We start from the raw sequence: 15,042 nt of genomic DNA, 5'->3' as shown, positions 1-15,042 counted from the left end.
TAACTAAAGATTGCCGCTTTTAATGCCTTGCTAAAAATTAAGCAAAAACTAAGCCAGTGTTTTTCGATTTCGTACAAATATATTGGTAGCAAACTCGTCAAGCTGCTTCTGCTCTGCCTTTGCCAACGCAGCTTGCTGTTTATCTAATTTACGCTGTTTGAGCTTTTCGATTGCTTCTAATTTTGCTTTTTGCCCTAACCACAGCGACTCACGCTGTTTCAACACCTTGTTTGCCGTATTAATCGCATTTAGTTGTTGCTTTAATGCATCATCTAACTTGCCGATAAATTGCTGAAACTGATTATAATAACTACCGCCAACCCCTTGCGCAGCACGACTTTGTAATTGAGCTAAATAGTCTGATCGAAACGACTCAATCCCCGTTAATTGCCGCTGTAAATTAGCAAGGTGTTGCTGCGCACCAACAAAATCGAAACGCAGCTTTTCTTCTTTGTCAGATTCAAGCTTTATTAATAGTGCTAGTTGATCGCGCGCCATTAGCCTTGCCCTAGAATACGAGCCAAGCTAGTTAACCCTTCATCATAAGGAATAACATCTGTCATGCCTTGTTGTAAGAAGTGGTTTATTCCTGGCATCATTTCGATGGTTTTATCAAGCATAGGGTCGCTGCCTTTTTGATAAGCACCCAAGGTAATAAGGTCTTTGTTCTGTTGGTAAAGTGAGTAGACCTGTTTTAACACGCGGGCTTGTTGCAAATGTGCTTCGCTAATTACTTGCGGCATAACACGACTAATCGATTTTTCAATATCAATCGCAGGATAGTGCCCTGAATCGGCCAATTCGCGGGACAGTACAATATGCCCATCAAGAATCGCACGGGCTGCGTCGGCGATCGGGTCTTGCATATCATCACCTTCGGATAACACGGTAAAAAACGCCGTAATGCTGCCTTGCCCTTCGCCGCCATTACCTGCACGCTCAACCAAGGCTGGAAGTTTGGCAAATACAGAAGGTGGATAACCTTTAGTTGCCGGAGGTTCACCTACCGCAAGCGCAATTTCACGTTGTGCCATGGCATAACGCGTTACTGAATCGAGCAGCAACAGTACGTTTAATCCCTGATCACGAAAATATTCAGCAATCGTTACGGCGGTTTCACAGCCTTTTAAACGCATCAGCGGTGATGCATCCGCAGGGGCCGCCACGACTACTGAACGTGCACGCCCTTCAGCGCCTAAGATTTCTTCAATAAATTCTTTAACTTCGCGACCACGCTCACCAACCAAACCAACCACAATCACATCGGCATTAGTACCCCGAGTCATCATACCAAGTAATACCGATTTACCCACACCACTTCCCGCAAATAAGCCCATACGCTGCCCTTGACCTACGGTAAGTACGGAATTAATCGCTCGAACGCCAACGTCCATCGGTTGTTTGATCGGGCGTCTGGCTAATGGATTAATTGGTTTTGCTGCGAACTTTAATTTGGCTTCGGCTTTTACTGGGCCAAGTCCATCTAGCGGTCGTCCTAATCCATCAACAACGCGACCTAACAGCCCCATACCGACAGGTAAGCCCACATCTGATTGTTGAGGAATCACGCGCGCCCCAGGTAGTACTCCCGAAATGGCATCGTTTGGCATCAAGTAGAGTGTCTCGCCACTAAAGCCTACTACCTCAGCATCCACTAAGCCCTGTTGGGTTTCAATTTGACAACTGCTGCCAACGGGTGCTTTTAGCCCCTCGGCTTCAAGCGTAAGACCGACTACACGCTTTAAACTGCCGGCAACTGCTGGGCGGTGAGTTTTAATTTTTGATTGGTAACTAGCAAGACGCTGTGCAAGCCCTTGGCTCATAATTAACCGTCGCGTTTTTGACTATCGATACCTGCTTCTTGCAAAAAGCTCTCCAGTATTTCTTTAAGGCGCAATTCTACCGAGTAATCAATTGATGAATTGTCAGAATTGATATGGAGGCCACCCTTAGTGATACTCGGCTCAACAACTAGCTTCCAACTTCTATCGGCGAGTTGCTCGGCTGGTATGGCTTGTTGTACCAATTCAAAATCTTCTGGATTCAATAATACTTCAAGGGCACGGTGTTGACCTTTTAATGCATCAGTTGCCACTTTCATGGCGCTGAAAATAGCTTTTTCATTAATGCTAAGTTCGCCATGAACTACCGCTTTCGCCAGCTCAGATGCTAAAATCACAACTTGCTTTTCAACTTCGTCACTCACTTGCTCAAAGGGCGTGGCTATTTCATCTAACAGCTTGGTAAGTTGCGCGATTTTCTCTTCGACTTCAGGTTTTGCCAGCTCAAGTCCTTCTTCTTTACCTTGCTCTAAACCTTCTTCATAGCCTTTTTGCGCACCTTCTAACTTACCTTGTTCAAAACCTTCCTGATAGCCAGCTTCTTTGCCCTCAGCGTGCCCCTCTTGGTACGCCTCTTGTCGAATTTGTTCAATTTCTTGAATGCTTAGTGGCGTAAACTCTTCTTCTGGCTCGGGTTCTTGTTCGGCTTGTTTTTTCTGATAGAGCTCTTCTAGCGACTTGCCCATTGCCGTTGAGCGGCCTCTTAAATTGCGTCTTTCATCCTTAACATCCGGGATCGGCCAATTCTCAAGCAGCGTTTCTATCGCCTCTGCATTTTCGATTTTATGCCCTGAGCGGTACTTGCCTAATTTCATAAATTAGAGGAACTCCTCACCACCACCGCCGCCAAGCATAATTTCGCCTGAATCAGCTAAGCGTCGTGCTATGCTCAGAATTTCTTTTTGTGCCGCTTCTACTTCACTAATGCGAACTGGCCCCATTGCTTCAAGGTCATCAGCCATCATTTCAGCCGCACGTTTAGACATATTCTTAAGGATCTTGTCTTTAAGCCCTTCATCTGTGCCCTTAATTGCTTTCATCAGTACATCTTGCTGTACTTCACGTAGAATCGCTTGAATACCGCGGTCATCAACGTCAATTAAGTTATCAAATACAAACATTAAGTCTTGAATTTGCTGTGACATTTCTTCGTCATGTTCACGAATTGAATCCATCAACTGCCCTTCAACATTAGTATCTAGGTAGTTCATAATATCTGCCGCTGCTTTTAAGCCACCCATTTTAGCAGCTTGTGCACCAGCCTGACCTGCGAATTGTTTTTCCATAATTTCATTCAATTCTTGCAGTGCGGCAGGTTGCACTTCTTCAAGATTGGCAATACGCATGGTTAAATCAAGACGCACTTTTTCAGGGAATTGATTAATAATTTCAGCAGATTGCTCTGGTTCTAAATACGCCAAAACAATGGTTTGGATCTGCGGGTGCTCGTTACGAATAATATTCGCTACTTGTTTTGAGTCCATCCATTTCAGTGAATCCAGTCCTTTCGCACCTGAGCCCATGATAATTTGGTCAATTAGGTTCGCCGCTTTTTCTTCACCAAGCGCTGCGGTAAGCGCTTTCTTAATAAAGTCTTCAGATTGGAAACCAATAGTACTAAAGCTTTGAATTTGGTCGATAAACAGTTTGTGTACCGCGGCAATTTTGTCTTGGCTTAAATCATCCAAGCCCGCCATCGCCATACCTACTTTTTGTACTTGCTTTGGTTCTAAGTGCTTTAAAATCTGCGCAGCATCTTCTTCAGATAAACTCAGTAATAAAATCGATGCTTTTTCTACACCATCAAGTTTATCTACGTCAAAGCCGCTACTTGTTGTTTGTTCTGCTACTTGCGTATCTTGATCAGTCATCTTCAGTTAACCACGCTTTAACTACTTGAGAAGAAAGTTCTGGCTCATTTGCCACTAATGCTCTTACTGCTTTCAGTAAGTCTTCATCACCATGTAAGTCTGGTAATTGTAACGTACCATCTGGGCTAAAGCCGACTGCCGATTCGTCAAATTCTTGACTTAGCATATCAATGGTATCATCACCTAAGTCTACACCTGCTGATAGGCTTGCGTCATCATAATCCTCTGTCGTGTCTTCTGGATTAATCAACTTGCGTAACATTGGACGCACTACTGCAAGAATAAGTACGATAATAACCAAGGCACCTAAAGCTAGTCTGATTACTTTGAAGAACCAAGGTTGCTCCCAAATTGGTAGCTCAATCGCTTCACTGAATTCTTCTTGTACAAACGGAATCGTCACGACTTCTAACGCATCGCCACGCTGCATATCAAAGCCAATGCCACCTTGCAGTAAACGGCGGATGTTCGCTAATTCTTGCTGAGTACGCGGATCACGTGTCGCTTCGCCACCTTCTGCTACACCGTTTGTGTAGTTCACCGCAACCGATACACTGATACGACGGATCACACCGGTTTGCTGACGCTTATGTGAAATGGTGGTGTCGAGCTCATAATTACGGGTTGCTTCTTTACTGTTTCTACTCGGTAATGTGCTTTGTGCTGATTCATCGCCTGTTTGCTCTGGAATTTGCGAGTTAACTGGCGGTTGGTTCGTTAGCGCGCCTGGAATGCCCACTGCAAGGCCACCAATATTAGTGTCTTCACGTGTCATTTCACTGCGTACCGCCGGTAAGTCTGGGTTAAAACGCTTCTGCGTTTCTTCTATTGAACTGAAATCCATCACCAGATCGACCTGCGCAGTATAGTTACCTAAACCAACAACAGGGATCATAATTGAATCAATTTTTTCTAAGTATTCTTGTTCACGCTTACGTTCAATTTCATATTCTTTACGCGAACGCGCGGTAAGTGAGTTTTGTGAACCCGAGTTAAGCAAGCGGCCATTTTGGTCTGTTACCGTTACTCGGCTAGGCTCTAGCCCTTGTACCGCAGAGGCGACCATATCAACAACCGAATCAACTTCTTCACCGTCAAGTGTGCGACCACGTCTTACCGTTAATACAACCGTTGCACTTGGTTTTTTCTCACGGCGGGCAAAGACGTTTTCTTTTGGAATCGCTAACAGAACTTTAGCCCGCGCTACTTTACTAAGCTCTTCAATAGTACGTGCAAGCTGCTGCTCACGTGAGTGCTTTAAACGCTCACGCTCTAGACGCTGACTCACGCCAAAGCCCATATCTTGCATTAAAATTTCGGTGCCCGATGAAGGTACTTGCTCAAGACCTTCTTTAGCCATCAACAACTTGATATTTTGATACGCTTCAACCGGTACTGAAACAACATTGCCGTCGAGCTTGTATTCCACTTTTTGTGCGTCTAAGAATTCAAGCGTTTGGATCAGTTCATCCATTGGCATTTTGCCAAGAGGACGCATATCAGGCTCTTTCGCCCAAATCATGATAAATACGGCAATTGCGACACAAATTGTTAGTGCGATAATGAGCGTGACTTGGCGCATTACATCAACACCACTTAAGCTGCCAAGAAACCCTGATTTTTGTTCTTGATTACCACCACCTACATCGCCGACACCTAAGTCGTTAGCGTCTAGTGTTGATAAATCTGTTGATGTATTAGCCACAACCCTACTCCACTATTTCTTATACAGGCATGTTCATAATGTCTTTATAAGCTTCAATAAGCTTATTACGCACTTGAACGGTTGCTTCAAACGCCACCGAAGATTTTTGCGATGCGATCATTACTTCAGCCAGTGACACATTGCGGTCACCCATTTCTAACGCCGTTGCTTTCGCTTTAGAGTCTTGCTGTAAACCGTTAACCGTATCGAGCGCATCTTTTAATAAATTATTAAATTCAACCTGTGAGCTACCTTGAATAGATTCAATAGGCTGTTTCGGTTTAGAAAAGTTACTTGCTTCTACCGCAAGTGACTGCATTTCTTGATAAAGATTGTTTGGTGAAATGTTCATACTAACAAACCGTAAAAATTGACTTAATACGATTAATGCAAGCTTAATGCCAAAAATAAAACATTTAAAATCAACAGTTTATAATGGCATTTTTTTGACTTTGATAAAATTTAGACAGAAATAAAGCCTCCTGTCAGAGGCTCGATTTAAAAAGTAGGTGTATCTGCTTTGCTCAGTACAATGATTTCTTATGCAGGTAATTCAATTCCCATCTCACGCATTTTTGCAAGTTTATAACGCAGTGTTCGCGGGCTCATACCAAGACGCTCAGCAACGTCTTTACGCTTGCCATCACACGCGCGAAGCATATCTAAGATAATTGAGTTTTCTTTATCTTTAAGCTCTTGTTTATAACCCTGAGCATCATCTACTTGGGTTGATTGCACTGTTGCGACGTCTGGTGCTACTTGCTCAGGTTCTTCACAAGTCAGCTGTATCTTTGGCGACAGGCTTGTTGGTTGCATGCTTGCTACCGAGCCTAAGAAAATATCATCTGCGGTAATCATTTTATGGCTTTGTAAAATCAATGCGCGCTGCACGACATTTTCAAGCTCACGAACGTTACCTGGCCAGTTGTAACTAAGTAATTTTTCTTTAGCTTGTACGTCAAACTGCACCGGCATGTCATTATTATGACGCTGAATTAAATGCTCAGCCAACGGGACGATATCCCCTGGACGCTCAGCAAGTGGCAGCCACTCGAGCGGAAAAACATTAAGGCGATAATATAAATCTTCGCGAAAAACGCCTTGCGCCACCGCCTCTTTTAAGTCGCGGTTAGACGTTGCAAGCACACGTACATCTAAATTAATGGTCTTGCGAGAGCCAAGACGTTCCACTTCACGCTCTTGCAGTACACGCAGTAATTTCGCCTGTAGGCTCAAATCCATCTCAGTAATTTCATCGAGTAAAATAGTGCCGCCTTGCGCTTGTTCAAACTTACCAGGACATGCTTGAATAGCGCCGGTAAACGCGCCTTTTTCATAGCCAAATAAAGTGGCTTCTAGCATATTTTCAGGAATCGCCGCACAGTTAATCGCAACAAAGTTCTGCTCTGCACGCGGTGAACTATCATGAATATAACGTGCCATCACTTCTTTACCTGAGCCACTTGGCCCAAGCACCATAACGGATGCATCAGATTTAGCCACTTTCTCTGCAAGTTGCATCAGCGCTTTACTGGCTGGGTCTTCAACAATTGGCCCATCTTTAATGGCTTCTTTTTCTGGTAAATAACGACTTACCATGTTTAATAACACTTCTGGTGCGAATGGTTTCGCCATGTAGTCGATGGCCCCTAAGCGCATCGCTTCAACCGCATCATCAATAGTCGCGTAAGCTGTCATCATTAACACAGGTAAATCAGGGTAGTTAAGCTTAATACTTTTAAGTAAATCGATACCTGACATAGTGCCCATTTGCACGTCACTGACCACCATTGAAATACCGCCTTCTTTAAGCTTAATAATCGCTTGTTCGGCACTGTCGGCTTCAACACAATTAATATCAGCCAATGCTAGGGTATCGACTAACGCTTCTCGTAAACCAGAATCATCTTCTACGACTAATACTTTTGCATCGTTCATAATTACTCCTAACATGCTGTTTTAGAGATAATCGGTAGGTACAAGTTAAACTCAGCCCCACCAAGCTCACTATTGCCTGCTTTTACAAACCCTTGATGGCTGTTAGCGACCGATTGAACCACGGCAAGACCTAACCCGGTACCGTGTGATTTAGTGGTGAAGAACGGCTCAAAGATCTGTTGGATAGCCGTTTCACTTAACCCCGTGCCGTTATCTTTCACCGAAATTTTGACGTGATCTGCGAATTTTTCAGACCGCGTTGCACTTAACTCAATTTTTCCACCTTGGCCACAAGCTTGCACCGCATTGTGCACTAAATTGCTAATTGCACTGCTCAGAGCCACTTTATTAGCGATAATTTCAATATCAGGCTCAGGCAATTTAAGGTCGAGAATGCATTGCTGGCGCATAATCATTGCTTCTGACGCGTGCGTTACATCAGTTAGCAAGGCTTGCATAGATACAGGTGCAAGTACCTGTTGCTCGCCACTTTTGGCAAATAACAGCATATCGTTTACTTGGCTTTCCAAATCTTGCAAACGCGACATTAACTTTTCATGAAAATTACTACGCGCTGTTGGGTTTAATTTTTCTGACGACAAGTTAGCGGCATACAACATCGCCGCTGATAATGGGGTTCTTACCTGGTGCGCTAATGACGCTACCATTTTACCTAGCGCACTCAAACGCTGCATATGTGCGATGCGTGATTGTAATTGACGTGTTTGCGTAAGATCGGTCATTAAAATCAACTGGCCTGGTTCAGGTGTAAGTGGTGAAATATCAAGTTTCACTAATCGACCGTCACGAAGCGTTACCTCGTGACCATCACTACCATTAGGCGCAAAAGAACGCTGAATAATAGTAAACCAACGCTCGCCTTCTAACGGCTCTCCGAGTAAGTCAATCGCGATTTGATTGGCCTTTGCTACCATGCCGTTACCATCAAGCACAATGACGCCCGCAGGCATGGTATCAACCAAATGGCTAAGCCAGCTTGCCTGTTTTCTTAATTCACTAAGTTCACCCACGTACTTTTCCTGCATCAAACACGGGTTGTATACCTCTTGAAATTGTTGGGGTATGATTTGAGCTAACGCCATAGTTACACCAAATAATTTACTCTAACTAATCGGTGTAGATACACAAAACGTGCCAATTTTTATTTTCAATAAATACAACAAGTTAAATTCAAAAATAAGACGTCAATTATTTGTCTAGGGGATTTTTATGTGTTTTAGATGCGAGTGGTTAGATACCACTAAAGCTGATTATGTAGCCTATCACGATACCCAATGGGGCGTGCCTTTGTTTGATGATAATGCACTGTTTGAATTCCTCACACTAGAATCAGCGCAAGCTGGACTGAGTTGGTACACAGTATTAAAAAAACGCGATAACTACCGCAACGCGTTCGCCAACTTTGACCCAACTGTGGTTGCCCAATTTGATGAAGCAAAAGCGCTTGCCTTAATGGAAGATAAAGGCATTATTCGCAACCGCTTAAAAATTAATGCCGCAATTAACAATGCACAGTGCTTTTTAGCAATACAAAAAGAGTTTGATAGCTTTGCTAACTATCAATGGCAATTTGTAAACAATAAACCTATTGTCAATAACATCAACAGTAAAGCTGATTACCAAGCCACCACTGCCGAGTCGCAAGCTTTTGCGAAAGACCTTAAAAAACGTGGCTTTAAGTTTTTAGGACCGACCACTGTGTATGCTCATATGCAGGCATGCGGCATGGTTAATGATCATCACAATCAATGCTTTCGCAAAGACGAAGTGATTGCACTTTACTCATCGCTTTTCTAATACCCTTTCAACTTAAACACCTCTATTAATAGTCAAAAGTGAACAATGAATTCACTTTTGAGCTATTCACATTCAAATGAAGCTCAATTAAAGTGTTTCTATCTATTTAAGGAAATGATTATGCTTCTCGATTCCAACACTAAATTCGGTACTATTAGTAAGCTGCTTCACTGGCTTAGTGCACTTGTTATTTTTGCATTATTCGGCGTTGGATTTTGGATGGTTGATTTGAATTATTACAGTGAATGGTATCGCACAGCGCCCCATTGGCACAAAAGTATTGGCATTTTATTGCTGGCATTCACGCTAGTGCGCATTGCTTGGAAAGTGATTACGGTATCACCTAAGCCGATCTCTACCCATTCATCTAAAACTCGCGTTGCAACAAAACTAGGCCATTTAGCCTTGTATGGGATTTTATTGATAATTTTAACCAGTGGTTATTTGATCTCAACCGCTGATGGTCGCGCAATTGCTGTTTTTGACTGGTTCGAAGTAGCAAGTTTAGGCGAATTAATTGCAAATCAAGAAGATATTGCAGGCAGTATTCATCAATATGCCGCTTATAGCTTAATGGCGATTGTCGGTATTCATATATTAGCGGCGTTAAAGCATCACTTTATTGATAAAGATGACACATTACGCCGAATGATTAAGTAACCTCAGATTTGGCTAGTCAAAGCTCAGGTTGTATAAATTTAAAGGAAACAATTATGAAAAAAACACTTTTAGCAACAGCACTTACGATGGCAAGCTTAACAATGCCAGCAATGGCTGCAGATTATGTAATTGACACCAAAGGCGCTCACGCATCAATTAATTTTAAAGTGAAGCACTTAGGCTACAGCTGGTTAACAGGCCGTTTTAATACCTTCTCAGGTGAGTTCAGCTACGATGAGAAACAACCTGAAGCAAGTAAAATTTCAGTTAATATTGATACCACCAGCGTTGACTCAAACCATGCAGAGCGCGACAAGCATTTGCGCGATAGCGACTTTTTAGATGTTAAAAAATTCTCTACAGCGACATTTAACAGCACAAAAGTGAAAGATTTAGGTGATGGTAAACTGGCTATTACCGGTCTTTTAACGCTACAAGGAATTGAGAAAGAAATTACTATCGATGTAGAAAAAATCGGTGAAGGTAAAGATCCTTGGGGCGGTTACCGCGCTGGTTTTTCAGGTACTACAGCGATTCAAATGAAAGACTTCGGCTATAAAATGGATTTTGGCCAAATCGATTTCGACCTTCACATTGAAGGCATCAAAAAGTAATAAATGCTACTTTGGGTCTGAACCTTTATGTTCGGGCCCGATTCAAACTCATTATATTTTTGCAACAGGTGCAACAGTGGGTAGCTTAATATCAAACGATACGTTATGTTTTCACTATGCTAGCTACTATTTAAATCTATCAGTCACAAAGTTACTCACATATAAATGACTAATCACATAATTAACTTAAGACTAAGGTAAGGAACTAGATTAAAGAAAACAATTAAGATCTTATAAAAAGCAAAATATTGAATATAAACCACATTCAATGCTTTATGCTCTACGTTAAATAGCTGGCTATGAATACTGACAATAGTGCTGCGGAAAAGTAAAAAAATCACCATGCTAATACTGACAATTAAGCAATTAGCAATTGTGGCCCATCCGAGAAACGTTATTATCTGATCAATTGACATTAGAACCCCTAATCTTTTACATAGTGTAAGATTAATGTACTTGCGGTAGCGGTGCAATGTTATCAAGCATTTAGTCTCTAAAATTGCTTACCACATTGCTTACCACAGCGGGGTTCTGTAAGGTGTGATTATAATTACACTTTATTTTTTTTTAGTTACTGCTATAGTACTGTATAAAACAACAGTTAAGAAGGTGCAATATGGCCGTTGAGGTATGTTACAAAGTAGTTAGAGATGGAGTCGAACGCATGACATTTACATCAAAAAAAGAGGCAGACGCATATGACAAAATGCTGGATATTGCGGAAGCACTTGAAACCATGCTTGGTGAAGTTGATGTGCCGTTAAGCGAGCAACAAAATGAAGCGCTGGCCCTCGAAATGGCAAAACGTAAAGACCAATTTATTGCAGCTTTAAAAGGGGGAAAACCAACCCCGCCTAACAATAAAGCAAAAGTAACTGATATTAAAAAAGTAAGTTAAATAAAAAAGCCACCGTGAAGGTTAACACTAATCAGTTAAGCATTTGTTCGGTTGACTGATCCTGAGATCAAGTGAAAATACCCTCAAGCAATTTGTTTGAGGGTATTTTTTATGTTGGAACACTGGCTTATCGATGTGGATGATTTCGCTTCCCCTGACTCACTCGCTCTTTTTCAAAAAGAGCTTCCATTGGAGTGGATAACTCAAGCGCTTGATGACACTAATAAAGCGAGTATGAGACGGCGTAAGTTGCCTGCTGAGCTGGTTGTTTGGTTGATCATTGGTATTGGCCTTTATCGCGACAGGCCCGTCAACGATGTACTTGATAAGTTGGATCTTAAACTTTCAAACTCGCTCGGAGAATCAATTGCACCGAGCGCTATCCCGCAAGCCAGAAAGCGACTCACAGCCAAGCCACTCGAAGCTTTGTTCTCAACAACTGCCAAGCACTAGACGCAAGCCGAAGACAGCGATGATACCTGTTGCGGATTGAGACTCTTCTCTGTTGACGGAACCCAATTCAAAACCCATGACACGCAGGCCCTTGCCGAGCACTTCAATTACGTTAAGCACAGTGAAAATCGTCACACCTAGTACCCAGTTGTCAGGCTATGCGCCTTGTGTTCACTGCGCAGCCGCTTGTTGCACGATGTCGCCTTTGGTCCGAGTTCCACCGGGGAAGTGAACCACCCCAAGAAGCTGGCGATGTCGGTTCCTGCCGACTCTCTGACCATTTTTGATCGCTGTTACTTAAGTGCCGAACTGATGCTCAACTGGCAGCGCCAACATGGTTCAAGCCACTGGATGACGCCGGTGAAATCCAACACACAATATGAAGTGGTAGAGCAGCTGGACAAAGAAGGACGTGACTTCATCGTTGAAATGAAGGTCTCTGGACATGCCAGAAAGCAAGACCCAAGCCTGCCTGAGAAATGGCGGGCAAGACTCGTGTTATATCCGGAAAAAACCCAGCCAAATCACATCAAAGGCGTGCTCACCTCACTGACGGACAAACAGTATGAAACTCAGTCTTTACTCGATGTTTATTTTGAACGATGGGAGATAGAAAACAGCTATGGCGAAATAAAACACGATATGCTGGAAGACAAGGTGTTGCTTCGCAGCCAGTCTGTAGAGGGAATAGAGCAAGAAATCAGGGGCATACTCATCGCCTATAATCTTGTACGTTTGGAAATCAGTCGAATAGCCAAGGAAGCCAAGGTCTCCCCATTAAGAATAAGCTTTATGATGGCGTTACGGGATATTCAGGATGAGCTGATGTGGTGCGCGATAGCATCGCCAGGTTCAATCCCCAAAAAGCTGAGGGCAATGCGGGAACGTGTAAAACGATATATATTACCCGAACGAAAAAAACGGCCCAAAAGCAGGACCGTTCGTATCAGTAAAACTCGCTACCCAATTCGCTCAAAACACCTTAATTGATAGGAGTTGACCGTATTCGGTGGCCTTTTTATTTATGCGTAAATTTACTTAATTACAGTTGCAACTGCATCGGCAAAGTAATCTAAGTTTGCTTGGCTAACGCCTGCTACATTTACACGGCTTGAGCCAACAATGTAAATTGAATATTCTTTTTGTAAGCGTTCAATTTGCTCTGGCGTGATACTTAAGAAAGAGAACATACCATGTTGCTTTTCAATAAATGAAAAGTCTTGTGTAACGCCACGGCTATGAAGCGCCTCAACAATCGTGCTACGTAAACCGTTAATACGATTACGCATTTCAGCAAGCTCTTGATGCCACTCGGCAGTCAGCTCGTCACTACCAAGAATAGTATCAACAATTGCTGCACCGTGAGCTGGCGGCATTGAATAGATACTGCGTACAACGCTTAATAGTACTGAGTTAGCAACGTCGGCAACTGCGCTCGATTCTGAAATAATTGAGCACGCGCCGATACGCTCGCGATAAAGACCAAAGTTTTTAGAACACGAAGAACAAATGATCATTTCATCAACTGTTTCAGCTAATAAACGTAAGCCTGCCGCATCTTGTTCAAGGCTAGTACCAAAACCCTGATAAGCAATATCAATTAACGGCGTAAAACCAACTTCTTTTGCAAGATCTGCAACTTGTTGCCATTGCTCTGCGTTTAAATCCATACCGCTTGGGTTATGACAACATGCGTGTAACAACACGATATCGCCTTTAGGAACTGTCTTTAACGTGGCCATCATTTCATCAAACAATAAGCCTTTATTCTCGTAATCGTAATACGGATATTCTTTAACTGTTAGACCAGCAGCTGAGAATAAACCAATATGGTTTGCCCATGTTGGCGTAGTTACCCATACGCTCGCATTTGGATTTGCTTTTGCGATAAATTCTGCAGCAACACGTAATGCACCTGTACCACCTGGCGCTTGCGCTGTGCGAACACGGTTTTCTAAAAGCGCTTTATGCTCACCCAGTAATAGAGATTCCATTTTTGCACAAAAACCTAAATCACCAGCTAAGCCAATATATGATTTACTTGTTTCATTTTCTAAACGAAACGCTTCAGCTTTTTTTACACAGCTTAAAATTGGGGTATCACCCTGTTCTGTTTTATAAACACCAACGCCTAAGTCGATTTTATTTGGATTTGTATCTTGGCGATATTTGGCCATCAAACCTAAAATTGGATCCGTTGGTAATGGCTTTAAGTTTGCAAACATAGTTATCTCTTAAATTGAATTTTTGCTATGGGATGAAGCCCTAGCTTACCATACTCTCTGTTGTGGAGAAGTATCTAAAGAAAATTTCATGGCGATAATCAATAGAACTTTTTGCTTTAGATTATTCAGGTAAGTAATTGGGTACTATTTCACATACTGCTTGTAATAAAGCAAGTGCATCACTCGTAAATACATCGTTGTTGAACGCTTCAGCGTCGATAATGCCAAGTACTTCGCCCGATTGCGAAAAATAAGGCAGACAAACTTCCGATTTAACTGCTGGATCGCAGGTGTAGTACTCGCCACCATTAGCAACATAGTGTTCTACGTTGTTAATCACGCGCCCTTTGCCGTAAAGCGCAACAAAGGCGTTATTACTAATACGCGCATAGTCTTCATCAACAGGAAAAAGTGGGCGGCTTGGTTTGCCAAAATAGCTTAATTTAAGTAGTTGTGTTTGATTATCAATCGCGCGTGATTGGTAAATACCAAACCAATCAATTAGGTTTTGCTGCTCCACAAATTTAACGATGCGAGCGAGTGCAGTCATTGCATCAACATTTTTTTGGCTCTTAACTACACACTGCGTAAGATCAAACGGCGCTTCTTGCAACTGACCGAATAAGCTACAGGTTCCACCCTCGCCCAGTTCAGGAATAAGGTACTGCCAAGTAATATCCAAGTGTTCTGTTTGCGTAATTTCATTTTCAATTAATTGACGGAAATCAGCCACTTTTTGCGTATCTAAAACGTAATCTGAAAAATATATTGAACCAGCCATTTAGCCATCTAAACATCTTTAAAAAAATAAAGTGTACATGGCTTATATTGGTCTATGCAATACTATTCTTAACTTAATTTATAAATAAATTTAGATAACGCATTTAATTGCTTTTTTGGGCTCGTAACAAATAAAGGGAATATTATAAGGTGAAATGTACATTTTAAATGTGCCAACCAATTGAGCGTATTAACTTGTACTGCAACTTTGGCGCTTTTTATTGAGGTCACCTAAACCT

General features: G+C 42.3%; 15 protein-coding genes and 1 pseudogene. 5 read left to right on the top strand and 11 right to left on the bottom strand.

Annotated features, from left to right (window positions below; genetic code table 11):
• Nucleotides 1-48 precede the first annotated feature (48 nt).
• The 8 genes from fliJ to AN214_RS02640 all read right to left on the bottom strand — a co-directional run bounded on the left by fliJ (nt 49) and on the right by AN214_RS02640 (nt 8,458).
• Nucleotides 49-498: a flagellar export protein FliJ gene (gene fliJ / locus AN214_RS02675; RefSeq protein WP_054978308.1), complete on the bottom strand. Its 450-nt coding sequence runs from the start codon at nt 496-498 to the stop codon at nt 49-51.
• Nucleotides 498-1,823 carry a flagellar protein export ATPase FliI gene (gene fliI, locus AN214_RS02670; protein ID WP_054978307.1) on the bottom strand — a complete coding sequence of 442 codons (1,326 nt, stop codon included), beginning with the start codon at nt 1,821-1,823 and terminating at the stop codon, nt 498-500. The genes fliJ and fliI overlap by 1 nt, the downstream gene beginning before the upstream one ends.
• Nucleotides 1,824-1,825: 2 nt before the next feature.
• Nucleotides 1,826-2,656 (bottom strand): flagellar assembly protein FliH, encoded by an 831-nt coding sequence (gene fliH, locus AN214_RS02665; protein ID WP_054978306.1) that lies wholly within the window; start codon nt 2,654-2,656, stop codon nt 1,826-1,828.
• Nucleotides 2,657-2,659: 3 nt separating this feature from the next.
• Complete coding sequence (gene fliG, locus AN214_RS02660) at nt 2,660-3,712, bottom strand: flagellar motor switch protein FliG (RefSeq protein WP_010560585.1); 1,053 nt, start codon at nt 3,710-3,712, stop codon at nt 2,660-2,662.
• A complete protein-coding gene (gene fliF, locus AN214_RS02655) occupies nt 3,705-5,417 on the bottom strand; it encodes a flagellar basal-body MS-ring/collar protein FliF (RefSeq protein ID WP_054978305.1) in 1,713 nt (570 codons plus the stop codon). Before fliF ends, fliG begins: the two co-directional genes overlap by 8 nt.
• A 19-nt stretch (nt 5,418-5,436) precedes the next feature.
• Nucleotides 5,437-5,769: a flagellar hook-basal body complex protein FliE gene (gene fliE / locus AN214_RS02650; protein WP_010560587.1), complete on the bottom strand. Its 333-nt coding sequence runs from the start codon at nt 5,767-5,769 to the stop codon at nt 5,437-5,439.
• Nucleotides 5,770-5,957: 188 nt separating this feature from the next.
• Nucleotides 5,958-7,355, bottom strand: a complete 1,398-nt coding sequence (locus AN214_RS02645; protein WP_054978304.1) for a sigma-54 dependent transcriptional regulator — start codon at nt 7,353-7,355, stop codon at nt 5,958-5,960.
• 8 nt (nt 7,356-7,363) lie between these two features.
• On the bottom strand, nt 7,364-8,458 hold the full coding sequence (locus tag AN214_RS02640; RefSeq protein ID WP_040642454.1) for a PAS domain-containing sensor histidine kinase: 1,095 nt from the start codon (nt 8,456-8,458) through the stop codon (nt 7,364-7,366).
• Nucleotides 8,459-8,585: 127 nt separating this feature from the next.
• Between AN214_RS02640 and AN214_RS02635 the strand changes: the two genes are divergently transcribed.
• From AN214_RS02635 to AN214_RS02625, 3 genes are all read left to right on the top strand, one after another.
• Nucleotides 8,586-9,173, top strand: coding sequence for a DNA-3-methyladenine glycosylase I (locus tag AN214_RS02635; RefSeq protein ID WP_054978303.1), 588 nt, complete (start codon nt 8,586-8,588; stop codon nt 9,171-9,173).
• 120 nt (nt 9,174-9,293) lie between these two features.
• Nucleotides 9,294-9,833 carry a cytochrome b gene (locus AN214_RS02630; protein ID WP_054978302.1) on the top strand — a complete coding sequence of 180 codons (540 nt, stop codon included), beginning with the start codon at nt 9,294-9,296 and terminating at the stop codon, nt 9,831-9,833.
• Between the two features lie 53 nt (nt 9,834-9,886).
• Entirely contained in the window at nt 9,887-10,447 is a 561-nt protein-coding gene (locus tag AN214_RS02625) for a YceI family protein (protein ID WP_054978301.1), read from the top strand.
• Nucleotides 10,448-10,620: 173 nt separating this feature from the next.
• Here AN214_RS02625 and AN214_RS23245 read toward each other — a convergent pair whose 3' ends face one another.
• On the bottom strand, nt 10,621-10,863 hold the full coding sequence (locus AN214_RS23245; RefSeq protein ID WP_054978300.1) for a DUF6868 family protein: 243 nt from the start codon (nt 10,861-10,863) through the stop codon (nt 10,621-10,623).
• Between the two features lie 200 nt (nt 10,864-11,063).
• Here AN214_RS23245 and AN214_RS02615 point away from each other — a divergent pair, with 200 nt between their 5' ends.
• Together AN214_RS02615 and AN214_RS02610 are read left to right on the top strand one after the other, a co-directional pair.
• Complete coding sequence (locus AN214_RS02615) at nt 11,064-11,345, top strand: YebG family protein (RefSeq protein WP_054978299.1); 282 nt, start codon at nt 11,064-11,066, stop codon at nt 11,343-11,345.
• Nucleotides 11,346-11,456: 111 nt separating this feature from the next.
• Nucleotides 11,457-12,788 (top strand): annotated as a pseudogene (locus AN214_RS02610) (IS4 family transposase).
• A 44-nt stretch (nt 12,789-12,832) separates the two neighbouring features.
• On the opposite strand, the gene AN214_RS02605 reads toward AN214_RS02610, so the two are convergent.
• A complete protein-coding gene (locus AN214_RS02605; RefSeq protein ID WP_054978298.1) occupies nt 12,833-14,023 on the bottom strand; it encodes an amino acid aminotransferase in 1,191 nt (396 codons plus the stop codon).
• 121 nt (nt 14,024-14,144) lie between these two features.
• On the bottom strand, nt 14,145-14,804 hold the full coding sequence (locus tag AN214_RS02600) for a GAF domain-containing protein (RefSeq protein ID WP_054978297.1): 660 nt from the start codon (nt 14,802-14,804) through the stop codon (nt 14,145-14,147).
• Nucleotides 14,805-15,042: the final 238 nt, after the last annotated feature.

This window comes from Pseudoalteromonas sp. P1-9 (genome assembly GCF_001399975.1).
Lineage (GTDB): Bacteria > Pseudomonadota > Gammaproteobacteria > Enterobacterales > Alteromonadaceae > Pseudoalteromonas.
The sequence above is the reverse complement of the archived record's forward strand: the minus strand, read 5'-3'. Positions and strand labels throughout refer to the sequence as shown.